Annotated in this window: 15 protein-coding genes and 1 pseudogene; all 16 read right to left on the bottom strand. The window is 29.6% G+C overall.

All coding sequences use genetic code 11. The features are described from left to right. Positions 1-8: 8 nt before the first annotated feature. Entirely contained in the window at positions 9-1,667 is a 1,659-nt protein-coding gene (gene gltX, locus DY168_RS08035) for a glutamate--tRNA ligase (protein ID WP_115641299.1), read from the bottom strand. A gap of 300 nt (positions 1,668-1,967) precedes the next feature. Beyond that, the gene (spoIVA, locus tag DY168_RS08040) at positions 1,968-3,446 is read right to left on the bottom strand and encodes a stage IV sporulation protein A (RefSeq protein ID WP_115641300.1); all 1,479 of its coding nucleotides are present in this window, start codon (positions 3,444-3,446) and stop codon (positions 1,968-1,970) included. Positions 3,447-3,545: 99 nt separating this feature from the next. Further along, the gene (locus tag DY168_RS08045) at positions 3,546-4,538 is read right to left on the bottom strand and encodes an NAD(P)H-dependent glycerol-3-phosphate dehydrogenase (protein WP_115641301.1); all 993 of its coding nucleotides are present in this window, start codon (positions 4,536-4,538) and stop codon (positions 3,546-3,548) included. Position 4,539: 1 nt separating this feature from the next. Further along, positions 4,540-5,856, bottom strand: coding sequence for a ribosome biogenesis GTPase Der (der, locus tag DY168_RS08050; RefSeq protein WP_115641302.1), 1,317 nt, complete (start codon positions 5,854-5,856; stop codon positions 4,540-4,542). After that, positions 5,841-7,172, bottom strand: coding sequence for a DUF512 domain-containing protein (locus DY168_RS08055; protein ID WP_115641303.1), 1,332 nt, complete (start codon positions 7,170-7,172; stop codon positions 5,841-5,843). The genes der and DY168_RS08055 overlap by 16 nt, the downstream gene beginning before the upstream one ends. A gap of 218 nt (positions 7,173-7,390) precedes the next feature. After that, positions 7,391-8,047 (bottom strand): phosphate signaling complex protein PhoU, encoded by a 657-nt coding sequence (phoU, locus tag DY168_RS08060; RefSeq protein WP_115641304.1) that lies wholly within the window; start codon positions 8,045-8,047, stop codon positions 7,391-7,393. Between the two features lie 20 nt (positions 8,048-8,067). Further along, positions 8,068-8,817 carry a phosphate ABC transporter ATP-binding protein PstB gene (gene pstB / locus DY168_RS08065; protein ID WP_115641305.1) on the bottom strand — a complete coding sequence of 250 codons (750 nt, stop codon included), beginning with the start codon at positions 8,815-8,817 and terminating at the stop codon, positions 8,068-8,070. 109 nt (positions 8,818-8,926) lie between these two features. Next, positions 8,927-9,430 (bottom strand): annotated as a pseudogene (locus DY168_RS08070) (PstC family ABC transporter permease); the annotation flags it as partial. A gap of 48 nt (positions 9,431-9,478) precedes the next feature. Continuing rightward, a complete protein-coding gene (locus tag DY168_RS08075) occupies positions 9,479-10,372 on the bottom strand; it encodes a phosphate ABC transporter substrate-binding protein (protein ID WP_115641307.1) in 894 nt (297 codons plus the stop codon). 223 nt (positions 10,373-10,595) lie between these two features. Then, on the bottom strand, positions 10,596-12,305 hold the full coding sequence (locus DY168_RS08080; protein ID WP_115641308.1) for an ATP-binding protein: 1,710 nt from the start codon (positions 12,303-12,305) through the stop codon (positions 10,596-10,598). A gap of 2 nt (positions 12,306-12,307) precedes the next feature. After that, on the bottom strand, positions 12,308-13,012 hold the full coding sequence (locus DY168_RS08085; protein ID WP_115641309.1) for a winged helix-turn-helix domain-containing protein: 705 nt from the start codon (positions 13,010-13,012) through the stop codon (positions 12,308-12,310). 84 nt (positions 13,013-13,096) lie between these two features. After that, positions 13,097-13,810, bottom strand: a complete 714-nt coding sequence (gene pgeF / locus DY168_RS08090; protein ID WP_115641310.1) for a peptidoglycan editing factor PgeF — start codon at positions 13,808-13,810, stop codon at positions 13,097-13,099. A gap of 124 nt (positions 13,811-13,934) precedes the next feature. Beyond that, positions 13,935-14,387, bottom strand: coding sequence for a transcriptional regulator NrdR (gene nrdR / locus DY168_RS08095; RefSeq protein ID WP_115641311.1), 453 nt, complete (start codon positions 14,385-14,387; stop codon positions 13,935-13,937). Positions 14,388-14,459: 72 nt separating this feature from the next. After that, positions 14,460-14,717 (bottom strand): YlmC/YmxH family sporulation protein, encoded by a 258-nt coding sequence (locus DY168_RS08100; RefSeq protein ID WP_115641312.1) that lies wholly within the window; start codon positions 14,715-14,717, stop codon positions 14,460-14,462. A gap of 210 nt (positions 14,718-14,927) precedes the next feature. Beyond that, entirely contained in the window at positions 14,928-15,701 is a 774-nt protein-coding gene (gene sigG / locus DY168_RS08105) for an RNA polymerase sporulation sigma factor SigG (protein WP_115641313.1), read from the bottom strand. 72 nt (positions 15,702-15,773) lie between these two features. Then, complete coding sequence (gene sigE / locus DY168_RS08110) at positions 15,774-16,478, bottom strand: RNA polymerase sporulation sigma factor SigE (protein WP_115641314.1); 705 nt, start codon at positions 16,476-16,478, stop codon at positions 15,774-15,776. Between the last annotated feature and the right edge of the window lie 4 nt (positions 16,479-16,482).

Genomic DNA, 16,482 nt, shown 5'->3' on the forward strand with positions numbered 1-16,482 from the left:
AATATATTCTATAGATTTAAAAATCGTTTAAATCTTTCTTCTACCTTTTCTTTACCCATTATTTGAATTATAGTGTACAAATCAGGTGTATTAGTTCTATGTGTGATAGAACTCCTTATAACTCCAGCAACATCTGAAACCATGCCTTTGTAGTTTTCCGGATCCTTTTTAAAGGTTTTTCTATCTCCTGCATAACCTAATTTTAAAGCAAATGACTTTAGATTTTCAAACCATATATTATTATCTCCATTTATATCAAATATCTTAATATATTCTTCAACTATATTTTTTGCTTCATCTAAATTCATATTTTTAGGAAGTTCTACATCCTCTATACCTTTAAGATAGAACAGTTCATCAAAGAAATAAAATATCTTTTCTTTAACATCACTCCACTTTTCAAAGTCTTTTCTTGGCTTTGTTCCTTCTTTATCTATATTAAAGACTTTTCTTAATTTTTCTTCATACTTAACTGCAAGATCATAACTTTCTTTATCAAATTCTTTTGTCCACTCTATATATAAGTCATATACCTTGTCGGAGTTCATTTTAGCTATTATATTTTTGCTTACATCATTTAGCTTAATTATATCAAATAAGGCTCCACTTTTGCTCATCTTCTCTAAAGATACTGGAAACTCTTTATAACTTATATCAGGATTTTCTTCTCTCCACTGCTCAAAATTAGAGTTTATTATATTCAAAAGATACTCAGTAACTGACTCTACAGGATACCCTTGTTCTTTGTAATAAGAAACAGCACTTTCAGGATCTTTTCTTTTGCTTAGCTTTCTTTTAGCGTCTCCATCTTGTTTCATTATGGTTGGAATATGAGCAAAGTTTGGAGCATCAAATCCTAAAACCTGAAATAATTGAACATGTATTGGTAATGAGGATAACCATTCTTCACCTCTTATTACATGGGTAGTTTTCATTAAATAATCGTCAATAGCATGTGCAAAATGGTAAGTTGGGAGCCCATCTGACTTTATTATAACTATATCTTGATTATTTTCTGGAAAAGATATATCGCCTTTTATTAAGTCATGAAATTCAACTCTATTTTCTATATCTCCTGGGGACTTTAATCTTAAAATAAAATTGTGGCCCTTTTCAATATGAGATTTAATATCATCTAAAGATAAATTTCTGCATTTTGCATACTCCCCATAATACCCTGGAGTAACTTTTATTGAAGTTTGCTTTTCCCTAACTTCATTTAATTCTTCTTGAGTACAAAAACATGGATATGCTAATCCTTTTTTAACTAAGTCTTTTGCAAAGGTTTGATAAATTTCTTTTCTAAGACTTTGTTTATAAGGACCATATCCACCTATTTCTTCACCTTCTCCTGTTACACCCTCGTTAAAATCCATTCCAAAGTGCTTCATGGTTTCTATAGTGTCATAAATGGCTCCCTCAACCTCTCTTTTTTGGTCAGTATCCTCTATTCTTAATATAAAAACACCTTCACTTTGACTTGCTATTCTTTCATTTATAAGCGCTGCAAATACACCACCTATATGTTGAAATCCTGTAGGGCTTGGCGCATATCTAACTACCTTAGACTGTTTTTTAATTTCTCTTTTAGGATAATTCTCTAAATAATATTTAGGCGTTTTCTCTATTTTAGGAAATAAAAATTCTCCTAGTTCTTCATTACTCATGCTATTCATCCTTTCAAATATGTACTTTAAATATACTATATGTTATTTTAAAAAAATAAAACCTATCATCCTGTATTTAAGACGAAGGGCTACATTTCACAGTATTAAATTATTGGTTATAATAACGTACTTACCTATTATTATAGCTTCATATTATCTTTATGTAAATATATTAGAGTCTTATTATACAATACTCTAATAATTAATTGTAATTCTTATGTTATTTAAGAGTGTGACAAAGTATAATCCATACTTTGTCACACTCTTAATTTAAATTTAATATTTAAGCTAACATCAAATTTATAATATAATACAAATGAGCCCACCATTTCCTTCATTTATTATCTTTTGAAGCGTCCTTTGAATTTTGCTTTGGACATCTTCTGGCATCTTATATAACTTATTTTGAAGTCCTTCTTTTACTAATACTTCTAAGGACTTACCAAACATATTACTTTGCCACATTTTTGAAGGATCACTTTCAAATTGTTCTAATAAAGACTTTACTAGATCTTCGCTTTCTTTTTCTGATCCCATAATAGGTGATATCTCTGTTTTAATATCTGCCTTAATAAAATGCAATGATGGTGCGCTTGCTTTTAATTTCACACCATACTTATTACCTTGTTTTACTATCTCTGGCTCTTCAAATTTCATTTCAGCCAATTGAGGTGGTACAAGTCCATAACCTGTTTCTTTTACATCTTTTAATGCCATAGATATTTTATCGTATTCAACCTTTGCTAAATGGAACTCTTTTATAACCGTTAAAAGTTCATCTTCTCCCTTTATACTAGAATCACATATTTCACTAAGTATTTGATAAAATACTCCACCCTTAGGATTCATAGTAACCCTAGCTATACCTTCTCCCATATCCATCTCATCAATTAAAGCATTTTCTAGAAATTCCTCTTCTTTTATTCCATCTAAAATTTTCTTTATATCTCTTACCTTATAAACATTTTTGCACATATCCTTTATTATGTTCAAGAAATTAATTTTAAGCCAGTGTGTGCCCTCAAGTTTTTCTATCCATTGAGGCATATCTATATTTATCTCTTTAATTGGGAACTCTTTTAGTACCTTTTGGAAAAGATTCATCATATCCTTTTCTTCCATATTTAATACATCTAATGTTTGAACGGGTACATCATATTTTTCTTCTAATTCTTTCCTTAGTGCTATAGTTTCTGGAGCATATTCCTTAGATGAGTTAAGAACAATTATAAAGGGTCTATTCATGCTTTTTAATTCTTCCACTACCCTCTCTTCTGCCTCTACATACTCTTCTCTTGTTATATCTGTTATACTTCCATCTGTAGTTACTAAAAGACCTATAGTAGAATGCTCTGTAATAACCTTTTTTGTTCCTATCTCTGCTGCTTCTTCAAATGGTATTGCATAATCATACCAAGGTGTAGTCACCATCTTAGGCTCTTCTCCCTCTTTATATCCAAGTGCTCCTTTTACAATGTATCCAACACAGTCAACCATTCTAACCTTGAACTTTATCCCATCTTCTAAACTCATCTCTATAGCTTCATTCGGAACAAATTTAGGTTCTGTTGTGTGAATACTCTTTCCAGAGGAGCTTTGTGGCAATTCATCTTTTGCTCTTTGTTTTTTATAGGCATTTTCGATTTTAGGAATTACCATGGTATCCATGAACCGTTTAATAAATGTTGATTTACCTGTTCTAACAGGACCTACAACTCCTACATATATATCCCCTTGGGTTCGTTCTGATATATCCTTGTATATGTTAAAATTATTCAATTTCTACCCTCCTAAACTATATGTTAACATTATATATATATTGATACTTTGTTGACTTTATTACTTCTAACAAAAAAAAGAAGACTAATTTTAGTCTTCTTAATAAATTTCACTTTTTTTGTCTCTTTGCATTAATTCTTTAACACCCTTTTTAGGGTCTTTGTTTTGAAAAAGAACCTTATATAAAGTATCAGTTATTGGCATAGATACATTTAGTTTTTCTTTTAATTCGTAAAAAGCCTTACAGCTTTTTATACCCTCTACTACCATACCTACACCTTCAATAGCTTCATCCATAGTCTTTCCTTCACCTATTAGTATACCTGCCCTCCTGTTTCTACTATGAAAAGAAGTACAGGTTACTATTAAGTCACCCATGCCTGTAAGTCCGAAAAATGTTTCTTTCTTTCCTCCAAGACATTCACCAACCTTAATTATCTCATTCATACCTCTAGTCATTAAAGCAGCTTTTGCATTATCACCATACCCTATACCATCAGATATACCAGCTGCCAAAGCTATTATGTTTTTAACAGCTCCGCCTATTTCTACACCAATTAAATCGTCATTAGTGTAAACTCTAAGACTTTGTGTAAAAAACAGTTCTTGAACAACCTTTGCTTTATCCATATCCTTTGAGCTTACAACTACTGTTGTAGGTATGTCTAAAGAAACTTCCTCTGCATGACTAGGACCTGAAAATACTACAATTGGATTTTCTAACTCTTCTTCTATAACCTGCGATAATCTTTTATAGCTTCCTTCCTCTATGCCCTTTGCAATGCTTATAACAATAGCTTCTTTTGAGATATATGGCTTTATAACTTTTGATATCTCTCTTATAGCATGAGATGGAACTGCAAGGATTACAAATTCTGAATCTTTTAAAGCTAATGTAATATCTTCTGTTGCAAATACATTTTCAGGAAACCTTACATCTTTTAGATATTTATTATTACTTCTATTATTATTTATATCATCTATAACAGACTTCTTCCTATCCCAAAGGGTAATAACATTGCCCTTTTTAGCTAAAAGTACACTTAAGGCACTCCCAAAACTTCCTCCGCCAAGAAAGGTTATCTTACTCATATTACTCTTTTTTCTCTCTAAATTCTAATTTAATTCCAGTACCTTCAAAATTAAATCCAGCTCTTAACTGATTCATTAAGTATCTTTCATAAGAAAAATGTAATGTAGTTTTACTATTTACGAAAAATACAAATGTAGGCGGTTTTACACCAGTTTGAGTAACATAGTATACTTTTAATCTCTTAAGTGCTACTACAGGTGGCTCTTTCATAAGTATTGCTCTATTTACAACTTCATTTAATAATCCAGTAGTTATTCTTCTAGAATAATTATTATAGCAATCCTTTGCCATAGCTAAAATCTTATGTGTTCTTTGTCCTGTAAGTGCTGAAATAAATAGATATGGTGCATAACTTAAAAATGATAATTTTATAGCTATTTCTTTTTTAAACTTCTCCATAGTTTTATCATCTTTTTCTATTAAGTCCCATTTGTTAACTACTATCATTACAGCCTTATTAAGTTCATGAGCATATCCAATAATCTTTTCATCTTGATCAGTAACACCATCTTGTGCATCTATCATAAGTATACACACATCAGATCTTTCTATAGATGTTAGAGTTCTTATAACACTATATCTTTCAATTTCCTTTTTAACTTTACTCTTTCTTCTAAGGCCTGCTGTATCTACTAATATAAATTTACCTAGTTCAGTTTCTAAGTGACTATCTATAGAATCTCTAGTTGTTCCAGGTATATCACTTACAATAACCCTATCTTCACCTAAAAGTTTATTAATTAATGATGACTTACCTACATTGGGTTTACCTACCATAGCTATTCTAATGTATTCATCATCATTTTCTTGATAATCACTATCTTTAAAGTGTTCTACTATAGTATCAAGCATATCTCCAAGACCTAGTCCTTGAGTTGCTGATATAGTTATAGGGTCCCCTATTCCTAAATTATAAAATTCAAAGGCATTATTTTCATCTTTAAGTGAATCTACCTTATTTACTACAAGTACTACAGGCTTTTTGCTAGTTCTAAGCATATGTGCAACTTCATGGTCTGCTGGTGTAAGCCCTTCTTTACCATCTACTATAAATACTATTACAGTAGCGGTTTCAATAGCAATTTGTGCTTGCCTTCTCATTTGAGCAATTATAATGTCATCATTTTGTGGCTCTATACCACCTGTATCTATCATTGTGAAGTTATACCTTAACCATTCAGCCTCTGCGTATATTCTATCTCTTGTTACCCCTGGAGTGTCTTCTACTATTGAAATTCTTTTACCTGCTAATTTGTTAAACAAAGTGGATTTACCTACATTTGGTCTACCTACTATTGCAACTACTGGTTTTGCCATATTTGTTCCTCCTTACAATTACTATTTATTATATCTATCAAGTCTTCGCCTGTATAATCACAAACTAATACTTCCTTGCCAAGTTCACTTTCCATTTTATCTAATGTTATATCATCTAAAAATACTTTTTCGCCACTTCTTAACATATTTTTAGGTATAATTATGAACTCACCTAATTGTTTTTCTCTTAAATTATCTATTATATCTTTTCCTGTTAGTAGTCCTGCTACTGTTATAGTTTCCCCAAAAACTTTATTGATAGTCTTTTCCACGCTTATATGAATATTGGGGTTACTTCCCATAATGCTTTTTGATGCCATTAATATCTCTTCATAAGCAGATACCCCTGTAACCATAGTAAAACTACCAGTGCTATATTTATTCAACTTGTCTAAATCTTTTTTTATTGTATCTCTAAAAAATCTTATCATTCCAATACCATCTTCTAGTTGTTTAAATCCCCTATAAAAATCATCTTCTGGAATTTCCATACCTGATGTTATATAAAATTCATCAGATAATCTTACAAAGGGTTCATTAATTTCACCTTCATATATATCTTGAAGTTTCCTAACGTTTTTTATCTCTTCTGTAGCCAATTGTTTATTATACAACTTTAACGGAAATAATCCTTCTCTATGCATAGTAACTCCAACTGGTACTACAGCCACATTTTCAATATAAGGATGAAGTTTATAAAGATCTCCAATAGTATTTACTAATTCTTCTCCATTATTAACGCCAGGACAACTAACTATTTGACAGTTCATTTGTATTCCCGCCGAAGCTAGCTTTCTTAGGTTATCATATATATCTCCTGCAAACCTATTGTTGAGCATCTTTTTTCTTAACTCTCCATTAGTAGTATGTACAGATATATTAATAGGACTAATTCTATATCTTATAATTCTATCTATATCATCATCTTTCATATTAGTTAGGGTTACAAAATTTCCTTGTAAAAAAGAAAGTCTTGAATCATCATCTTTGAAATACAGTGATTTACGCATCCCTTTTGGAAGTTGATCTATAAAACAAAATATGCACTTATTACTACAGCTTCTAGCATCATCCATTATGGCATCTTCAAATTCTATTCCAAGTTTTTCATCATAGTCCTTTTCTATCTCTAGAATCCACAGTTCCTTATCGGACTTTTCTATCTCCACCTCTACATACTCATCTGCCATCAGAAATCTATAATCTATTATATCTTTTATTTGATTTCCGTTGATACTAATTATTTTATCTCCAATTTCTATACCCAACTCTTCTGCTATACTATCTTTAAATATTTTGCATATTTTTGTATTCATCTTCCCACTCCCATATTTATTGCTATCAATTAGTTATATTACATTAATTGGCCTTTATAGTCAATAAAATAAGAGAAGATGAAAAAACATTTTTACATCTTCTCTTAAAATATAAATTTCTTTAATTTACTCTCTTAAATATAAATCTAAATTAATATTCCATTATACATTATACAACTTATTGTGACTTTTATCTACATATTATTTTTTAGTATTTATTAATCATTTAAATCTACAGTTTCACCTGTAACTAAATAGATGGTCCATTCACATATATTAGTTACATGATCTGCTATTCTTTCTAGAAATTTAAATACAAATAAAAACTGAGTAGCTTGTTTTGCATTGCTTTTATCTTCTATCATATAATCTAAAAGCTCTGTAAATGAACACTCGTAAATATCATCTATTTCATCATCCATCTTACATACAGCATAAGCTTTAGATGAATCAGCGTTTATATATGCATCTAAAGAATCTCTTATCATTTCTTGAATAATTAAAGACATCCTTGGTATATCTGTTAGTTCTCTTATATATTTCTCATCTTTTAATCTTATAACTATTTTTGCAATATCTACAGCGTGGTCAGCCATACGTTCTAAATCTGTTACTATTTTTATAGTGGTGAATACATTTCTAAGGTCTTTAGCTAAAGGTTGTTGCATTGCTATAAGTTTTATACACTTATCCTCTATTTCTCTTTCAAGATCATCTACTAAATCATCTTGTTTTATAACCTGAAGAGAAAGGCTTTCATCTTGTTCTTCAAGAGCCTTTATAGACAAGTGTATCTGTTTTTCTACAATGCTACCCATTCTTAAGACTTCCCTGTGAAGGTTTTTTAAATCCGTATCAAAAGATGTTCTTGTCATGATATCACCTCATTTTAAATTTAGCCAAATCTACCTGTTATATAATCTTCTGTTCTTTTATCTAAAGGTCTGTGAAATATTTCTTCTGTTTTTCCATATTCAATAACTTCTCCTGTAAGAAAAAATGCAGTGTTATCTGATATCCTCCCTGCTTGTTGCATATTATGTGTAACTATAATTACTGTATATTCCTTTTTTAATGTATCCATTAATTCTTCTATCTTTAGCGTAGATATTGGGTCTAATGCAGATGTGGGTTCATCCATAAGAATTATTTCTGGCTCTACAGCTAAGGTTCTTGCTATACAAAGCCTTTGTTGTTGTCCCCCTGAAAGTCCCATGGCATTCCTTTTTAATCTATCTTTTACCTCTTCCCAAAGCACAGATTCTTTTAAACTATTTTCTACTATTTCATCAAGCTTTGCCTTATTTTTTATTCCGTGTATTCTAGGCCCGTAAGCTACATTGTCATAAACAGACATAACAAATGGATTTGGCTTTTGAAATACTATTCCTATTCTCTTTCTAAGTTCAATTACATCATAGTCATCGTATATATTTTCACCTTCAAATAAAACCTGCCCTTTTATCTTTACTGAAGCAATTAAGTCATTCATTCTATTTATAGTTCTTAAAAATGTTGACTTTCCACAACCTGAGGGGCCAATAAGGGCTGTAACTGTATTTTTGTCTATATTTAAATTTATCTTTTTTAAAGCCTGTGAATTTCCATAGTATAAGTCAAGATCTTTTGTTTGAATTATGCTCATTACAATTCCCCCCTATATCTTTCCAGTGTAAGATTCATGTAACTTTTTACCTAATATTCTTGCTGTAAAGTAATATAACAAATCCTGAAATTATATATAATATTACAGTGGCTATGCTTGTTATTGTTGGAAGAATCATTACGCTTAAAACTAGTATTCCTGCTAAAAGACTAAATCCAACACCGCCTAAATAATTCTTTATAATTGGTACTAAAACGCTTATACCAATCCATCCATAAACTACAGATGGTATACCAACAAATAGTTCCATAGCAGGTTGCATTACCTTTTCTCCAAGTTTTGGAGATATCATATTAATAAAGATAGCAAGAGCTATTGCAAGCGGAGTACTTATTATAACTGCTCCAAGTGAAACGGCTGATGATCCTAATATATATATTAAAGCACCATACTTCCTCTCTTCTGGATCCCAAACTTTAGAAAACAAGAATTCTGAAATAGATTGGTTGTTTAGTATAAACAATTTCATACCCTTTGATGCAATAAAATATATTATAGATATAGTCAAAATAATAATAAGCATACCGCAAAAGGTAGCATATGCTCTACCTAAATATTCATTTTTAATCTTATTTTTAAGATCTCTTTTCATATCATCACAACCCCGCTATTCTAATTCTTAGAATGTATAAAAATAATATTATTTATCTCTTGTAACTTTCATGTCACTAGTTGGATAATATCCTAATTTCTCCATAGCCCTTTTAGATTCATCTGTAGCAAAAAACTCTATATATGCCTTTGTTAACCCAACTGCTTCACCTTTTGTGTACATGTGTTCATAAGACCATATAGGATATTTACCTGTAGTTATATTTTCTTTTGACATCTCTACATCCTCATACTTTAAAACTTTAATTCCGTCTAAGTTTTTTTCGTTTGATAAATAGGATGATGCTAGATAGGATATCGATCCTTCTGTTTCTTTAACTGCTTTAGCCACAGCACCACTTGAATCTTCTTTCAACGCTTCTCCTGTTGCTTCTTTAGCTCCATCTAAAGCATATTTTTTGAAAGTTGCTTTAGTCCCTGAAGAATCTGGTCTACTTATTATAGTTATCTTTATATCATCTCCACCAAGTTCTTTAAAGTTAACTATTTTACCTGTAAATATATCTATAAGTTGATCTTTAGTTAAGCTATTTAGATTTACTTTTGAGTTAGCAACAGCTGCAAATCCAACTACACAAACTTTATTATCTATAAGTTCTTTAGCTTTATCTTGATCCAACTTTTCTTCTGCAAAAACATCTGAGTTACCGATATCAACATTTCCTGCGGCCACATCTTTAAGCCCTGTACCGCTTCCGCCTCCTTGGACACTTATAATTGCATTTGGATTCTTTTCATTAAACATTTTAGCAATTTGCTGTGCTAATGGTTGAAGCGCTGTAGATCCTGTAACTGTTATACTTCCTTCTATTTTATTTTCACTTTCTTTATTTTCTGATTTAGTTGAGCACCCTGCTAAAATTCCTCCAATAAGTACTATTGATAAGCCAGTTTTAATAAACTTTGATATATTTTTATTCATGTTTCTACCTCCATTTTTAATATCTAACTTATTTACTACAATTTCATAATAATACTTTAAAGTTAATAGCGTATTATTCCAGTGTTAATTAAAATTAACATACATGCTTTGTATATGTTTTTATATCTTACAATTTAATTGATATTTAACCCTAGATCTATATGTTATATATATCATTCTCTTCACTAAGATACTTTATTCTTTATTCAAAAAAAGGACTCTTTTAGAGCCCTTTTTTTAAAGGTAATGTAATTATAAATTTACTTCCTTTAGAAACTTCACTTTTAACATCTATATTCCCACCAAATCCTAATACTATATGCTTTACTATAGCAAGTCCAAGTCCTGTTCCCCCATTAGCCCTAGACCTAGCTTTATCAACTCTATAAAACCTTTCAAAGAGTCTATATATATGTTCTTGTTGAATACCAACCCCTGTATCTTCTACTATTATTATACAGTCTTTTTTATGTGTTTTAGAACTTATATAAATGCTAGATCCATTATCTGAATATTTTATAGCGTTATCTATAAGATTTATCATCATTTGTGTAAATCTATCTTCATTTCCATATAAAATAATATCAGTTTCAAGATTTAGTGTAATGCTTATATCTTTATTAGCTGCTACACTTTTCATTAAATAATAAATATCATTAATTTTATATTCAACATTAATATCAAAACTCTTTTCGTCCTTACGTTGTTCTATATCAGAAAGAGTTAATATATCTTCAATAAGCCTTGTAAGTCTTTCAGCCTCTTCATTTATTATATTTAAGAATCTGTCCTTTTTCTCATCATCATCTACATATCTTAATGTTTCTGCAAACCCCCTAATAGAAGTTAATGGTGTCTTTAATTCATGAGATACATTTGCTACAAATTGTGTTCTCATATTTTCTAACTTTTTAAGATCTGTTATATCTTGTACCACGGCTACAGTACCTATAAGCTTTCCATCACTTATTATATCTCCTGTTTTTACCCTTAATTCTTTTTGTGAAGGCCAAAGTATATTTATTTCCTTATACTCATCCTTTCTTTCTTTAAATACGTTTTCTAATTCAAAATCTCTTATATGCTCCATAAGATTTTCACCAATAATATTCTTTCCTATACCAAATATTTTTTTTGCATATGGGTTAATTATAATAACATTGTAGTTTTCATCTACTGCAATAACACCACTATCCATACTTTTAAGTATAGCCTCTAACTTATCTTGCCTGTCCACAGCTTCTTTTATGGTACTCTCAAGTTTATCTGCCATATCATTAAAAGTTCTTCCAAGCTTTCCTATCTCATCATTTGTTAATATATTTACCCTTCTATGTAAATCTCCACTTGCAACCTTTGATGTAAGTAATTGAAGTTCCTCTATAGGTTTTACTATAAAATGACTAAATTTAGAGGATAATAAAACCGACACCGCTATTACTAAAATCAAAGTTAAAATATAATACTTTAAATATCTTTGTTGAACACTTTTCATACTATCAATACCCATTGACATCCTTAGTATAGATCCATCTTCTAATAGCAAAGCATTATATACCATATCTTTCTCTAGGGTATTGCTATATCTAACACTTTCCCCTTCGCCATTTCTTATAGCATCCGAAACTTCTTTCCTTAAATTATGGTTATCCATATCTTCTTCATCTTTTAGTGTATCAATTATGACTTCACCTTTTTCATCAATGTATGTAACTCTAATATGCGACTCATCAATACTTTCGTTTAGCCATATTAATGTTTCTTCACGTGTCTTATCTTTTATACTATTTGCTATCAACTTATTATCTATACTAATATTACTTTTTGTTTGCTCTAAATATTGATAATTCCATATGATAACAAATATTGAGCTCACAAGTATAAGACTAAACGTTATTATACCTAGCACAAAGAACATAATTTTTTTCTTCATAGCTAGTCTCTCCTATACTCATTATTAAACCTATACCCAATACCCCTTATAGTCTCTATGTATTTAGGGCTTTTGTCATCATCCTCTATCTTTTGTCTTAGATGCCTTATATGAACATCTACTGTTCTCGTTTCTCCTATGTATTCATATCCCCATATCTTATCTAAAAGCATTTCTCTTGTTAAAACCTTTCCCTTATTTTTAATTAAAACTTCTAAAAGTTCAAATTCTTTAAGAGTTAAATCTATCTTTTTAGTATCCTTTATAACTTCATGTTTTTCAAAATCTATAGTTATATTAGAAAAGTTATATCTTACATCTAAAGGTTTTGTATTTACCCTCCTTAAAACAGCCTTAACTCTTGCTGTTAATTCTCTAACAGAAAAAGGCTTAGTTATATAATCATCTGCCCCTAACTCTAATCCTATTATCTTATCTAACTCCTCACCTTTTGCTGTTAACATTATTATAGGAATATGAGCTATTAAGTTATCTTTTCTTATTTCTTTACATACATCATATCCATCCATGCCTGGAAGCATTAAATCTAGCAATATAAGTTTAGGTATTTCACTTTTAGCTTTACTTATAGCATTATTACCATCCATAGCCACCACTACTTCATATCCTGATTTTTCTATATTAAATTTTAGTAGCTCTATTATATGTTCTTCATCATCTACTATTAATATCTTTTCTTTAGACATAATTAGCCCTCCGTATCTTTTTACTTTTAGTAGATCTTAATCTACTTTGATAAACACGCTTAAAATGTTAGATACTTCATTCACTTAACTATAATATAAAAAAGAAAATAACCTACCTGAATTAACTCCTGTTTTTCTATAAGAGTGTAATTTATAATCTTTTGCACAATATGTACATAAATTATCATCAAATATATTCTGTTCTAAGACTCCGAATGAATTTAGTTGATACTTAAGACAGGCCGTTATATTTAAATTATTTCCTTCAAATATACTTTTATTATTATAAAATTCTTCCTTTTTAAATTCTTCCTTAACTCCCTCACCTACTTCATAGCAACATACCCCATTATGTGGACCTATATAAGCTACAATATTCTCTGCCTTAGTTCCATACTCCTCCTTCATTTTCTGTAATGTCTTAAGCAAAATCAATTTATAAGTTCCTCTCCATCCACTATGAACAGCTGCCATAGCTTTTGTGTCTTTGTCAAAAATAAGTATAGGTGCACAGTCTGCTGTAAAAACCCCAATAGCTATATCCCTCTTTTTACAGATGATTGCATCACCTATTTCTTCACCTTTTGGATTAACCTTTATAATGTCACTATGCAATTGTTTTAAATATTTAATTTCCTTTAAGTTCATAATATCTTTTAATTTATTTATATTTAAGATTCCATCATTCTCGTCTATTTTAAAACTTACTTCATTATAAGATGTGGAAAAATAAAAATTAGCTCCACCAATAACTTCATGAATAAACTGAAACCTTTTATCTATCAATATATCTTTCACTAAATTCCTCCATCAACAAAACCATATTTTAACTTTATATATTTTAATATAGTTATCACGTATTTTAAATATACATAGTAACTTTATAACATTTTAGCCAAACTACTAGAGCTTGGCTAAAATATTATTTACTCATTATACTTTTAATTTCTTCCATAAAGGAGTTTATATCCTTAAATTGTCTATATACTGATGCAAATCTAACATAAGATATTTCGTCTACTTCCTTTAACCTGTCCATAATCATTTCGCCTATATCCTCTGATTTTATTTCTGTAGTCATGCTATTACTTAATTCTTTTTCTATATCACTTGCTAAACTCTCTATTTGTGACCTTGATATAGGTCTTTTTTGACAAGCTTTTATTAATCCATTTATTATCTTGTTTTTATCAAAGTATTCTCTTGCAAGATCTTTCTTTATGACTAATATAGGAATGTCTTCAACTTTTTCATAGGTTGTATATCTTTTACTACAAGATACACATTCTCGTCTCCTCCTAATCGCTAGCTTGTCTTCTGTAGCTCTAGAATCTACAACCCTACTTTCTTCGTAAGCGCAGTATGGACATTTCAAAGCATTCCCACCTTTCTTCATAATTATTGATTTTATTTAATTATACACACTTTTCTATGTAATTTCTACATACTATGCATCTTCTCTAATTATATAATTATCAACTAGTATAACATCTACACCTATTTTAAGAATCTTTTCCCAAGGTATTTCTATAACATCTATTTTACTAAACCAAGAATTCTTTTGAACTGGTACTATTACAGAAACTATTTTGTAATTTTCACAATCAACCTTTACATCTTTTATATATCCGAGTTTCACTCCTGTGTTTATATCTATAACTTCCATAACCTTTATATTATTTATAGAATGCATATCCATTTCCATGAAAATCCCCCCTATTAATTTGACTTAATTATCATTTAAGATGTTTTTCAATATATAAATACGTCTTTATATTTATTCCCATAATACATTAATATTGTATATAATGAATTCTATGACCTTTATAAAAATTTCTAAGGTTCATATTTAGATTTACCTCCTAGTAAATATTTTCTATATGAACCTTAGAATAAATTTATGCATTAATAATATTTATATGTACTTTTTCATATGTTTTAATGCTGTTTTTTCTAACCTAGATACTTGAGCCTGTGATATACCTATTTCTTCTGCTACCTCCATTTGGGTCCTCCCATCAAAAAAGCGTAGATTTAATATAAGTTTTTCTCTATTGTTTAACTTTTTCATGGCTTCTTTTATTGATATATCTTGTAGCCAACTGTCATCAATATTTTTAGTATCTTTTATTTGATCCATTACATATATAGCATCTCCTCCGTCATGATATATAGGTTCAAATAAAGATACTGGATCTTGTATGGCATCTAAAGCAAACACAACCTCTTCCCGTGGGATATTTAGTTCCTTTGCAATTTGAGATATAGTAGGTTCTTTATTGTTTTCATTTACTAATTTATCTCTTGCCATTAAAGCTTTATATGCTATATCCCTTAAAGATCTACTAACTCTTATAGAATTGTTATCTCTTAGGTATCGTCTTATTTCTCCTATTATCATAGGAACAGCATAGGTTGAAAATCGAACATTTTGACTTAAATCAAAGTTATCTATAGCTTTCATAAGACCTATACATCCTACTTGAAAAAGGTCATCTGCATTTTCTCCTCTATTATTAAATCTTTGAATCACACTTAAAACCAATCTAAGATTACCTTTAATAAAGTCATCTCTTGAGCTATCATCCCCATTTTGAATCTCAAGTAACATCTTTTTCATTTCTTTATCTTTTAAAACCGGTAACTTAGATGTATTAACTCCGCAAATTTCAACCTTATTGATCATCATAAAAATCAGTCCCTTCAGAGTAATTGCATTTTAATTATTCCCTGAAGAAATAACTTTTATACTAGAGACAAACTATAACATTTTATTTATTTCCTTTTTTAATCTTTTAATTATTCTTTTTTCTAATCTAGAAATATAAGATTGTGATATACCAAGCATATCAGCTACTTCCTTTTGAGTCTTTTCGTTTTTCCCAACTAATCCAAACCTTAATTTAACTATTTCTTTTTCTCTATCATTAAGCTTTTCCATGGCTAGAAATAATAATTCTTTATCCACCTCATCTTCTATAATGTTATATACCATATCGCTTTCTGTTCCTAATATATCAGATAATAAAAGTTCATTTCCATCCCAGTCTATATTTAAAGGTTCATAAAATGATATTTCAGCTTTTATTTTACTATTACGCCTTAAGTACATTAGTATTTCATTTTCTATACATCTAGATCCATAGGTTGCAAGCTTAATCTTTTTTTCCGGATTAAAGGTATTTACAGCTTTAATAAGTCCTATAGTTCCAACAGAAATTAAATCTTCTATAGCTATACCTGTATTTTCAAACTTTCTTGCTATATAAACAACTAATCTTAAATTTCTTTCTATTAAAACACTCCTTACAGTTTCTTCCCCCTTCATAAGCCTTAGTACTAAATCTTCTTCCTCTTCTCTTGTTAAAGGTGGAGGTAGTGCATCGTTACCTCCTATATAATAAATTTTCTTAAAAAATAATTCAAACTTTGATATTATCCTATTAATAAGTACTTTAATATTCATCTTC

Source organism: Clostridium putrefaciens, from assembly GCF_900461105.1.
Classification (GTDB): Bacteria; Bacillota; Clostridia; order Clostridiales; family Clostridiaceae; genus Clostridium_L; species Clostridium_L putrefaciens.

Excerpts from the sequence above, each read along its gene's own strand:
- DY168_RS08100 (WP_115641312.1), bottom strand. The coding sequence starts at position 14,717 with ATGGAAATGGATATGCATTCTATAAATAATATAAAGGTTATGGAAGTT.
- sigE (WP_115641314.1), bottom strand. The coding sequence starts at position 16,478 with ATGAATATTAAAGTACTTATTAATAGGATAATATCAAAGTTTGAATTA.
- pstB (WP_115641305.1), bottom strand. The coding sequence starts at position 8,817 with ATGAGCATAATTCAAACAAAAGATCTTGACTTATACTATGGAAATTCA.
- gltX (WP_115641299.1), bottom strand. The coding sequence starts at position 1,667 with ATGAGTAATGAAGAACTAGGAGAATTTTTATTTCCTAAAATAGAGAAA.
- der (WP_115641302.1), bottom strand. The coding sequence starts at position 5,856 with ATGGCAAAACCAGTAGTTGCAATAGTAGGTAGACCAAATGTAGGTAAA.
- sigG (WP_115641313.1), bottom strand. The coding sequence starts at position 15,701 with ATGATGATCAATAAGGTTGAAATTTGCGGAGTTAATACATCTAAGTTA.
- DY168_RS08075 (WP_115641307.1), bottom strand. The coding sequence starts at position 10,372 with ATGAATAAAAATATATCAAAGTTTATTAAAACTGGCTTATCAATAGTA.
- DY168_RS08080 (WP_115641308.1), bottom strand. The coding sequence starts at position 12,305 with ATGAAGAAAAAAATTATGTTCTTTGTGCTAGGTATAATAACGTTTAGT.
- DY168_RS08085 (WP_115641309.1), bottom strand. The coding sequence starts at position 13,012 with ATGTCTAAAGAAAAGATATTAATAGTAGATGATGAAGAACATATAATA.
- DY168_RS08045 (WP_115641301.1), bottom strand. The coding sequence starts at position 4,538 with ATGAGTAAGATAACCTTTCTTGGCGGAGGAAGTTTTGGGAGTGCCTTA.
- DY168_RS08055 (WP_115641303.1), bottom strand. The coding sequence starts at position 7,172 with ATGAATACAAAAATATGCAAAATATTTAAAGATAGTATAGCAGAAGAG.
- phoU (WP_115641304.1), bottom strand. The coding sequence starts at position 8,047 with ATGACAAGAACATCTTTTGATACGGATTTAAAAAACCTTCACAGGGAA.